The sequence below is a fragment of the Pantoea sp. Tr-811 genome (genome assembly GCF_011752535.1).
Taxonomy (GTDB): domain Bacteria; phylum Pseudomonadota; class Gammaproteobacteria; order Pseudomonadales; family Pseudomonadaceae; genus Aquipseudomonas.
The window spans coordinates 1,953-14,129 of sequence record NZ_VWXJ01000011.1; the positions used below are offsets into that span (position 1 = coordinate 1,953).

1 protein-coding gene (cut by a window edge) is annotated in these 12,177 nt (G+C 68.5%); it reads left to right on the forward strand.

Annotated elements, in window-relative coordinates:
- On the forward strand, positions 1–12,177 hold the 5' portion of the coding sequence (locus tag F3J44_RS17275) for a non-ribosomal peptide synthase/polyketide synthase (protein ID WP_167274334.1). It continues 10,302 nt past the right edge of the window; only the first 12,177 of its 22,479 coding nucleotides appear in the window; it begins with the start codon at positions 1–3; its stop codon lies off the right edge, out of view.

Sequence of the window (12,177 nt, forward strand, 5' to 3'; positions counted from 1 at the left end):
ATGCACTTCAGCGAACTGATGGCGGCTCTTTCCACCCACGCAATCCGACTCCAGCGCGAACACCAGGACCTCATCGTCCTGGGCGATGACGACGCCCTGGACGACACCCTGTGGGAGGCCCTGTCACGGCACAAGCCGGCCTTGCTGGAGATGCTGGCCGGGTGCGATGACGACTGGCTCAGCCCCGCGTTTCGCATCACCCCCGACATGCTGCCGCTGGTGCAACTCGACCAACCCTCGATCGACCGCATCGTCGCCAGCGTGCCCGGCGGCGCGGCCAACGTGCAGGACATCTACCCCTTGGCCCCCCTGCAACAAGGCATGCTCTACCAGCACTTGTCCGCCCAGCACGGCGACCCCTACCTCGCCCAAGTGCAACTGCGCTTTGCCAGCAAGGCGCACCTGGAAGCCTTCGCCGATGCCCTGCAATGGGTGATCCAGCGTCACGACATCCTGCGCACCGCGCTGCACTGGGAATACCTCGACCAGCCCGTGCAAGTGGTGTGGCGCGAAGCGGCCCTGGTACGCGAAGCCGTCGCCGTGGGCGGCAACGATGCCCTGGCCGCGCTGTGCGCACGGTTCGACCCGCACCACTACCGCCTGGACCTGCGCCAGGCCCCGCTGATGCAGTTGATGCATGCCCCAGGCGAAGGCGGGCAGTGGGTCGCCCTGCTGATGTTCCATCACGTAATCATGGACCACACCGCGCTGGACATCGTGCGCCGCGAAATTCAAGCGCACCTGGCCGGTGAGTCGGCGCAACTGGCCCCGCCCATGCCGTTTCGCAACGTGTTGGCCGCCGCCCGCCAGGCCCTCGACGAACAGGCCCATGAGCGCTTCTTCCGCGATATGTTGGGCGATATCGACGAGCCGACCCTGGCCTTCGGCCTGCAAGACAAGGCCGACCAACCGCTGCAGCAAGCCCGCCTGACCCTGCCCGCCAGCCTCAGCGCGCGCCTGCGCCAGCACGCGCGCCAGCTCGGCGTAAGCCCGGCCAGCGTGCTGCACCTGGGCTTCGCGCGCCTGGTCGGGCAATTGTCGGCGCGCCAGGCCGTGGTGTTCGGCAGCGTGCTGCTGGGGCGCATGACCACCGGCGATGGTAGCGAACAAGCCATGGGCATGTTCATCAACACCCTGCCGCTGCGCATCGACCTTGGCCGCACCGGCGTGCGCGCCGCGCTGCTGGCCACCCACAAGCGCCTGAGCACCTTGCTCGGGCACGAACAAGCCTCGCTGGCCCTGGCCCAACGCTGCAGCGGCGTGGCCGCGCCTGCGCCACTGTTCAACAGCATGCTCAATTACCGCCACAGCGATGCCGGTGACGCCGCCGAGATCATCCCCGTGGCACCCGGCATCGACATCGTGGGCGCCGAAGAACGCACCGACTACCCACTGACCGTCAGCGTCGACGACTTAGGTACGGACCTGCGCCTGACCGTGCAAAGCCTGCCCCAGTGGGGCGCCGAGCGCCTGGGCCTGCAGTTCGAACAGGTGCTGGCAAGCCTGGCCGATGCCCTCGAACAGGCGCCGGATACCCCCCTGCAGAGCCTGCCGGTGCTGCCACAGGCCGAACGCGAGCAGGTGCTGCAGCAGTTCAACCGCACCACCCAGGCCTACCCGCAAGGCCAGACCGTGCACGCCCTGGTCGAAACCCAGGCCGCCCGCCAGCCCAGCGCGCAGGCCGTGCAGCAGGGCAGCCAGCAGCTGAGCTACGGTGAGCTGAACCGCCGCGCCAACCAGCTGGCGCACCACCTGATTGGCCTGGGGGTGCAGGTGGGCGACCGCGTCGCCTTGTGCCTTGGGCGTACCCCCGAGCGCCTGGTTGGCCTGCTGGCGGTGCTCAAGGCCGGGGCCGCCTACGTACCGGTGGACCCGGCATACCCAGCCGAGCGCATTGCCTACCTGCTGCACGACAGCGCACCCACCTTGGTGCTGGCAATGACCGAAACCCAAGGCTTGCCGGACATCCCGCGCCTGAACCTGGACCAGGCCGGCGCCTTCGCCGCCGACGACAGCAACCCCCAGCGCCAAGGGCTGGACGCGCAGCAGCTGGCCTATCTGGTCTACACCTCCGGCTCCACCGGCCAGCCCAAGGGCGTGATGATCGAACACGCCACCCTGGCCAACCTGGTGCACTGGCACTGCCAGGCCTTCGATCTGCAGGCGGGCTCACACAGCTCCAGCGTCGCCGGCTTCGGTTTCGATGCCATGGCCTGGGAAGTCTGGCCAACCCTGTGCGCCGGCGGCACGCTGCACCTGCCACCGCAGCACATTGGCAACGAACATGTCGACGAACTGCTCGACTGGTGGCTGGAGCAACCCCTGCAGGTCAGCTTCCTGCCTACCCCGGTGGCCGAGCAGGCGCTGCGCCGCGAGCGCCAGCACCCCACCTTGCGCACTTTGTTGGTCGGTGGCGACCGCCTGCGCCAGTTCGACCGCGACCCAGGCTTCGCCCTGGTCAACAACTACGGCCCCACGGAAACCACCGTGGTCGCCACCTCCGGGCAGCTGCTGCCTGGCGGCGCGCTGCACATCGGCCGCCCGGTCGCCAACACCCGTGTGTACGTGCTGGACGAGGGCCTGCAGCCGGTGCCTGCCGGGGTCACCGGTGAGTTGTACATTGGCGGTGCGCAAGTCGCACGCGGCTACTTCAACCGCCCGCAGTTGAGCGCGGAACGCTTCCTTGACGACCCGTTCAACGCCGGTGGGCGCATGTACCGCAGCGGCGACCTGGTGCGCTGGAACGCTGATGGCACCCTGGACTACCTGGGCCGCAACGATGACCAGGTGAAGATCCGCGGCGTGCGCGTGGAGCTGGGCGAGATCGAAGCCACCCTGGCCGCCCAAGCCGGTGTCGGCGATGCCGTGGTGCTGGTGCGCGAAGGGCGCCTGCTGGCCTGGTACACCGAGGCCGCGCCCGTGCACCCTGACCACCTGCGCCAAGCCCTGCAGGCCAGCTTGCCGGCGCATATGCAACCCATGGCATTCATCCGCCTGGAGGCACTGCCACTGACCAGCCACGGCAAGCTGGACCGCCGCGCGCTGCCCAACCCCGACGGCGATGTGCTGCAAGCCCAGGCCTACGAAGCGCCGCAAGGTGAGCTTGAGGCCACCCTGGCCGTGGTGTGGGCGCAGGTGCTGGGCGTGCCGCGGGTAGGGCGCCACGACAATTTCTTCGAGCTAGGCGGCCATTCGCTGCTGGCCGTGACCCTGGTCGAGCGCCTGCGCAAGGCGGGGCTGGCCATCGACGTGCGCGTGCTGTTCGCCCAGCCGACCGTGGCGGCCCTGGCCGGCGCCGCCAACCTCGGCGGCGAGGCCAAGGTGCCGGAGAACCGGGTGCCGCACGCAGCCGAACAAATCACCCCAGCCATGCTGAGCCTGGTCGAGCTGGACCAGGCTGCAATCGATGCCGTGGTTGCCACGGTGCCCGGCGGCGCCGCCAATGTGCAGGAAATCTACCCGCTGGCACCGTTGCAGGAAGGTATCCTCTACCACCACCTGAGCGCCGAGCACGGCGACCCCTACCTGCTGCAGACCCGCCTGGCCTTCGACAGCGTCGAGCGCCTGCTGGCCTGGGCAGGCGCGTTGCAGCAAGTGATCGAGCGCCACGATATCCTGCGCACCGCGGTGCTCTGGCAAGGCCTGCCACAGCCCTTGCAAGTGGTGTGGCGCCGCGCCGAACTGCAGGTGTGCGAAGTCGACGACCTGGCCGATGAACCTGGCCTTTCGCGCATCGAGCAACTGCATGCACGCTTCGATGCCCGCCATCACCGCATGGACCTGGCCCAGGCACCGCTGACCCGGCTGCACTACAGCCTCGACCCGGTTAACCACCAGGTGGTGGCGATCCTGTTGTTCCACCACCTTACCCTCGACCACACCGCCATGGATGTGGTGGCCCGGGAAATGCGCGCGTTGCTGTTCGGCCAGGGCGGCGCATTGCCGCCAGCCGTGCCGTACCGCAACTACGTGGCCCAGGCCCGTCTGGCCGACCAGGCCGGCCATGAGGCGTTCTTCCGCGACATGCTGGCAGATGCCGAAGAACCGACCCTGCCGCTGGGCTTTGCCGATGTGCAAGGCGATGGCCGTGACATCGAAAGCGCCTTCCTGGCCCTGGACGCCGAACTCAGCCGCCGCCTGCGCAGCCAGGCCCGGCAACTGGGCGTGAGCGCCGCCAGCCTGATGCACCTGGCCTGGGCGCGTGTACTGGGCGTGCTCGCCAACCGCACCGACGTGGTGTTCGGCACCGTGCTGATGGGCCGCCTGCAGGGCGGCGAGGGTGCCGACCGGGCCCTGGGCATGTTCATCAACACCCTGCCGCTGCGGGTCGATACCCACGCCGATGCGCATACCGCCGTGCGGGCTACCCACCGCAGCCTGTCGGCCTTGCTCGGCCATGAGCACGCGCCACTGGCCCTGGCCCAGCGCTGCAGCGCCGTGGCCGCGTCGGCGCCGCTGTTCAGTGCCTTGCTCAACTACCGCCACAGTGCCGAGGATGCCCCGCGTGAAGGCGAGGGTATCTGGGAGGGCGTGCGCCTGCTCGGCGGCGAGGAGCGCAGCAACTACCCGCTGACCCTGAGCGTCAACGACCTGGGCGAAGGCTTCAGTTTCAGCGTGCTGGCCGTGGAAGGCATCGGCGCTGCCCGTGTCACCGGCTGGATGGCCAATGCCGTGGCGCAGTTGCTGCAGGCGCTGGAGCCTGGGCAGCAGACGCCCCTCGACAGCCTGCCGATCCTCGACGACGCCGAGCGTCAACACCTGCTCGGCCGTTTCAACGCCACCACGCAGGCGTACCCGCAAGGGCAGACGGTTCATGCCCTGGTCGAAGCCCAAGCCGCTCGTGCAGCGGAAACGACCGCCGTCAGCCAGGGCGAGCAGGCCTTGAGCTATGGCGAGCTGAACCGGCGCGCCAACCGCCTGGCCCACCGCCTGCTCGAACGCGGCGTGCAGTGTGGCGACCGGGTTGCCCTGTGCCTGCCGCGCAGCGTCGAACGGGTGATCGGCCTGCTGGCGGTGCTCAAGGCGGGCGCCGCCTATGTGCCCGTGGACCCGGCCTACCCGGCCGAGCGAATCGCCTACCTGCTGGAGGACAGCGCGCCGGCGCTGGTACTGGCCGACTCGGCCATCAGCGGTTTACCCGCCGACTTACCGCGCCTGGACCTCGACCAGCAGGACAGCTGGCACCGTGACGACAGCAACCCCCACGTAACCGGCCTGGATGCCCACCAATTGGCCTACGTGGTCTATACCTCCGGCTCCACCGGCCAGCCCAAGGGCGTGATGATCGAACACCACACCCTGGCCAACCTGGTGCACTGGCACTGCCAGGCGTTCGCCCTGGGCGCCGGCGAGCGCACCTCAAGCGTTGCCGGGTTCGGCTTCGATGCCATGGCCTGGGAAGTCTGGCCGGCGCTGTGCGCCGGTGCCACCCTGCACCTGCCGCCGGCGCACATCGCCAATGAGCACGTGGACGAACTGCTCGACTGGTGGTTGCAGCAACCGCTGAAAGTCAGCTTCCTGCCCACCCCGGTGGCCGAGCAGGCCCTGCGCCGTGCGCAGCAGCACCCCACCTTGCGCACCTTGCTGATCGGCGGCGACCGCTTGCGCCACTTCGACCGCGACCCAGGCTTTGCCCTGGTCAACAACTACGGGCCGACCGAAACCACGGTGGTCGCCACCTCCGGCACCGTGCTGCCCGGTGGGGCGCTGCACATCGGCCAGCCGATTGCCAACACCCGCGTCTACGTGCTCGACGCGCGTCTCCAGCCAGTGCCAGTTGGCGTCACCGGGGAGTTGTACATCGGCGGTGCGCAGGTTGCCCGGGGTTACCTGAACCGCCCCGAACTTACCGAACAGCGCTTCCTCGCCGACCCGTTCAGCCGCCTGCCGGGCGCGCGCATGTACCGCAGCGGCGACCTGGTGCGCTGGAATGCCGATGGCACCCTCGACTACCTGGGCCGCAATGACGACCAGGTGAAAATCCGTGGCATGCGCGTGGAACTGGGGGAAATCGAAGCCGCCCTGGCCGCCCAGCCAGGTATCGATTCAGCCGTGGTGCTGGTGCGCGGTGAGCGCCTGCTGGCGTGGTTCACTGAAACCGCGCCGGTCGACCTCGACACCCTGCGCCAGGCCCTCAACGCCAGCTTGCCGGCGTACATGCTGCCGCACGCCTTCATGCGCCTTGCGCAGTTGCCGCTGACCAGCCATGGCAAGCTGGACCGCCGCGCCTTGCCCGAGCCTGACTTGGCGCAGCTGGGCCATGTCGCCCCGCTGGGCGAAACCGAAACCCGCATGGCGGCCATCTGGGCTGAGGTGCTGGGCCTTGAGCGGGTAGGGCGCCACGACAACTTCTTCGAGCTGGGCGGCCACTCGCTGCTGGCCGTGACCCTGATCGAGCGCCTGCGCCAACAGGGCCTGAACACCGACGTGCGCGTGCTGTTCGGCCAACCGACCATCGCCGCGCTGGCTGCAGCGCTGGGCAGCGGCCGCCAGGTCGAAGTGCCGGCCAATGGCATTGCCGATGATTGCCAGCACATCACCCCGGGCATGCTGACGCTGATCGACCTCGACCCCGCCAGCATCGAGCGCATCGTCGCCACGGTGCCGGGCGGCGCCGCCAACGTGCAGGACATCTACCCGCTGGCGCCGCTGCAGGAAGGCATCCTCTACCATCACCTCAGTGCCAGCGGCGATGACCCGTACCTGCTGCAATGGCAGGTGGTGTTCGACAGCCCGGCGCGCCTGCAAGCCTTCGCCGCCGCCCTGGACAAGGTCATCGCCCGCCACGACGTGCTGCGCACTGCCGTGCTCTGGGACGGCCTGGCACAACCGGTACAAGTGGTCTGGCGCCACGCTCCGCTGCGGGTCATTGCTCAACCCCCGGCAGGCGTGGGCTCGCCCCGCGAAGGCGACACCGCCGATTTCAAACTCAGCCAGGCCCCGCTGATCCGCCTCGTGCATGCCGACACGGCCGGCCCCCTCAACGCCACCTTGCAGTTCCACCACATCGCCCTCGACCACACCGCGATGAAGGCCGTCCTGCACGAAATCCGCGATCACCTGCGCGGCGAGCAACCCAGCCAGCCGCCCGTGCCATACCGCAACTACGTGGCCCAGGCCCGCCTGGCCATCAGCGAGGCCGAACATGAAGCCTTCTTCCGTGCTGAACTCGGCGATATCGACGAGCCAACCTTGCCATACGGCCTGGCCGACCTGCAGGGCAAGGCCTGCGATTTCGAACTGGCCACGGTCCAGCTCGACCCCACCCACTACCAGCGCCTGCGCCAACACGCCCAGCAGCAGGGGGTGAGTGCCGCCAGCCTGCTGCACCTGGCCTGGGCACGGCTGGTGGCGGCCACCAGCGGCCGCGACAGCGTGGTGTTCGGCACGGTGTTGCTTGGCCGCCTGCAGGGCGGCGCAGGTGCCGACCGTGGCCTTGGCATGTTCATCAACACCTTGCCACTGCGCCTGGACCTTGCCGGCCTGCAGGTGCGCGACGGTGTGCGCCTGGTGCACCAGCGCCTGAGCGCGCTGCTGGTGCACGAGCACGCCTCGCTGGCCCTGGCCCAGCGTTGCAGCGGCGTGGCGGCGCCAACGCCGCTGTTCAGCGCCATTCTCAACTACCGCCACGGCGCCAGTGCCAGCGAACGACAGGCCCAGCGCGAAGCCCTGGAAGGGATCGAGGCGCTGCCCAGCGGTGGCCATGGCAACTACCCGCTTAGCGTCAACATCGATGACCTTGGCGATGGCCTGCGCCTGACGGCCCAGGTGCCCCAGCAGGTGGGTGCCCAGCGCCTCTGCGAGCAGCTGCTGCACGTGCTGCTGGGCCTGCTCGATGCCTTGGAACGGCAACCGCAGACGCTGCTGCAGCACCTGCCCGTGCTCACCGCTTCGGAGCGCCAGCAGCTGTTGGTGGCCGCCAATGCCTCGGCACAGCCCCATGACCTGCAGCAGCCGCTGCACGCCCTGTTCGAGGCCCAGGTGCGGCGCGCACCCGATGCCGTGGCCCTGGTGGCGCAAGAGGGCGAGCTGACCTACCGGCAACTCGACGAACAGGCCAACCGCCTGGCGCACCACCTGATCGCGCTGGGCGTGCGGCCCGATGATCGCGTGGCGATCTGCATCGAACGCGGGCTGTCGCTGGTGGTTGGCTTGCTGGCCATCCTCAAGGCGGGCGGCGCCTATGTGCCTGTCGACCCAAGCTACCCGGCGCAGCGTATCCGCCACATGCTCGCCGACAGCGCGCCCCAGGCCGTGCTGGTGCATGCGCCAACCCGTGACGTGGCTCCCCACGCCGTTCAGGTGAACCTCGACCACCCCAGCTGGGCCACCCAGCCGATCAGCAACCCACGGGTCGCGGGCCTTGCAGCGCACCACCTGGCCTACGTGATCTACACCTCCGGCTCCACGGGGGTGCCCAAGGGCGTGATGGTCGAGCACCGCAACGTGGTCAACCTGGTGCACTGGAGCCGGCGCCTGTGCGCCGTTGGCGAAGGCGCCAGCGTACTGCACAAGACCCCGGTCAGCTTCGATGCCTCGGTGTGGGAGCTGTTCTGGCCGCTGTGCAGTGGCCTGCGCCTGGTGCTGGCACGCCCCGACGGCCAGCGTGACGGGCACTACCTTGCGCAGCTGATCCAGGCGCAGCAGGTCAACGTGGTGCAGTTCGTGCCGGCCTTGCTGCAGCAATTTCTCGACCAGCCACAAAGCGCAGGCTGCACCAGCCTCAGCGACATCGTCTGCGGCGGTGGCGAACTGACCGAGGCACTGGCCGCCCTGGTGCGCCAGCGCCTGCCGGGGGTACGCCTGCACAACGTCTACGGCCCCACCGAAACCACCGTCGACTGCAGCGCCTGGACCCTGGAGCCGCAGGCGCCGCTGCCGCGCGGCAGCTTGCCCATCGGCCAGCCGATCGACAACACCCACCTCTACGTACTCGACAGCGCCGACCAACCGCTGCCGTGGGGTGTGGCGGGGCACCTGCATATTGGCGGTGCTGGCGTCACCCGTGGCTACCTGGGCTTGCCGGCGCAGCAGGCGGAGCGCTTCATCGACAGCCCGTTCGTGGCCGGCGAACGGCTGTACCGCAGCGGCGACCTGGTGCGCCAGTGGGCCGATGGCACCCTGGAATTTCTCGGGCGCAACGACGACCAGGTGAAAATCCGCGGCCTGCGCATCGAACCGGGCGAGATCCAGGCCTGCCTGGGCCGCGTCGCCGGTATCCGCGAAGCCGTGGTACTGGCCTGCGACGACCGTGCCAGCGGCCCACGCCTGGTCGCCTACTACACCGGTGCAGCCCAGGCGCCGGACGCCCTGCGCCAGCACCTGCTGGCGCAATTGCCGGAGTACATGGTGCCGGCGTTGTACATCCACCTTGAGGCACTGCCGCTGGCTCCCAACGGCAAGCTCGACCGCAAGGCCTTGCCAGCCCCCGACGCGCAACCGCGCACCTTCGAGCCACCGCAGGGCACCACCGAAACCCTGCTGGCGCAGCTCTGGGCCGAGCTGCTGGGGGTTGAGCGGGTAGGGCGCCACGACAATTTCTTCGAACTGGGCGGCCATTCGCTGCTGGCTGTCAGCCTGACCGCGCGCCTGCGCCTGGAAGGCTTGCAAGTCGATGTGCGGACCCTGTTCGGCCAACCGACCATCGCTGCGCTGGCCGCGACCCTGGGTGCCGACCAGCAGGTCAAGGTGCCGGAAAACCGCATCCCGGCAAACTGCAGCCAGATCACCCCGGACTTGCTCAGCCTGATCGACCTCGACCAGGCGGCCATCGACCGCATCGTCGCCTGCGTACCCGGCGGCGCTGCCAATGTGCAGGACATCTACCCCCTGGCGCCGCTGCAGGAGGGCATTCTCTACCACCACCTCAGCGCCGCTGAACACGACCCCTACGTGCTGTTCTCGCACCTGCGCTTCGACAGCCTGGCGCGCCTGCAAGCCTTCGCCGCCGCCCTGGACCAGGTCATCGCCCGCCACGACGTACTGCGCACCGCCGTGCTCTGGGACGGCCTGCCACAACCAGTGCAAGTAGTCTGGCGCCAAGCCCCACTGCTACTGGTTGCACACCCCCCTGTAGGAGCGGGCTTGCCCCGCGAAGGCCATATCGCGGATTTCAACCTGAGCCAAGCCCCCCTGATTCGCCTCTTGCATGACGACACCGCAGGCCCCCTCGAAGCCACCCTGCAGTTCCACCACATCGTCCTCGACCACACCGCCCTGGAAGTGGTGGGCGAAGAACTCCAAGGCTTCCTGCAGGGCGCCCCGGCCCCGGCCCACGCCCCGGTGCCTTACCGCAACTACGTGGCCCAAGCCCGCCTGGGCATCAGCCAGGCTGAGCACGAGGCATTCTTCCGCACGCAACTGGCCGACATCGACGAACCCACGTTGCCATTCGGCCTCAATGACGTGCAGGGCGATGGCCGCGACATGCAGGAAGCCAAGCTGCCCTTGTCTGCCGGCCTGGCCAGCGGCCTGCGCCGCCAGGCCCGGGTGCTGGGCATCAGCGTCGCCAGTTTGTTCCACCTGGCCTGGGCACGGCTGCTGAGTGCGGCCAGCGGCCAGGACCGGGTGGTGTTTGGCACCGTGTTGCTGGGCCGCTTGCAGGGCGGCGAAGGCGCCGAGCGGGCGCTGGGCATGTTCATCAACACCTTGCCGCTGCGCGTCGACCTGGCGGGCGTCAGCCTGCGCGACGCTGCCCATGCCACCCACCAGCGCCTGAGCGCGCTGCTGGCCCATGAGCACGCCTCGCTGGCCCTGGCCCAGCGCTGCAGCGGCGTGGCGGCGCCATTGCCGCTGTTCAGTGCGATGCTCAACTACCGCCATGGCGCCGAGCGCAGCGACGAGCAGCGCCAGGCCTGGCAAGGCATCGAAGTGTTGGACGGGCAGGAGCGGACCAACTACCCGCTGAGCCTGAACGTCGATGACTTGGGTGAAGGCTTCCGCCTGGTGGCCATGACCCCGGCCGAGGTCGGCGCGGCGCGTATCTGCGGGCAGATGAACCAGGTGCTGGAGGCCATGGTTGCGGCGCTGGAGCAGGAGCCGGAGCTGTTGCTGCAGCGCCTGCCGGTGTTGCAGGCCGAGGAGCGCCAGCGGGTACTGGTGGAATTCAACGACACGGCGGTCACTTACGACCTTGAGCAGACCCTGCATGGGATGATCGAGGCGCAGGTGCTGCGTTCGCCCGAAGCGGTGGCGGTTCGTGCTGAAGAAGGCGAGTTGAGCTACCGCGCGTTGAACGAGCAGGCCAACCGCCTGGCTCATTACCTCATCGGTTTGGGCGTCAAACCTGATGATCGCGTGGCGATCTGCGTGGAACGTGGCTTGTCGATGGTGGTTGGCTTGCTGGCCATTCTCAAGGCTGGCGGCGCCTACGTGCCGGTCGACCCGGATTACCCGGCTGAGCGGGTTCGGCATATGTTGACCGACAGCGCGCCGGTGGCGGTGCTGGTGCATGCGGCGACGCAGCATGTGCCGGAAACGGGCCGCATCATCGACCTGGACCAGCCAACGTGGGCCGAACAACCTTCAACTAACCCGGTGGTGGCGGCCCTGACGCCCCGCCATCTGGCCTACGTGATCTATACCTCCGGCTCCACCGGGCTGCCCAAGGGTGTGATGAACGAACACGCCGGTGTGGTGAACCGCCTGCTGTGGATGCAAGACGCCTACGGCTTGAATGCCGAAGACGTGGTGCTGCAGAAAACCCCGTTCAGTTTCGATGTGTCGGTATGGGAATTCCTCTGGCCACTGCTAACCGGCGCCCGCCTGGTCATGGCCCGCCCCGGCGGCCACCGCGACCCGGACTACCTGCGCCAGGTAATCGAGCACGAAGCCATCACCACCCTGCATTTCGTCCCTTCGATGCTGGACGTCTTCCTATCCTCCACCCCCGATACCACCGCGCTCCCTGTAGGAGCGGGCTTGCCCGCGATCACCGGCGAAGCCGGTGCCATCCTCCATGCTTCACCCCTGAAACGGGTCCTGTGCAGCGGCGAAGCACTACCAGGCAGCCTGGTCCGCCGCTTCCACACGCAACTCCCCGGCATCGACCTGCACAACCTCTACGGCCCAACCGAAGCCGCCGTCGATGTCAGTGCCTGGCACTGCCTGACCGCCCCGGACAACACCCCCATCGGCAAACCCATCGCCAACACCACCCTGTACGTCCTCGACCCCCAG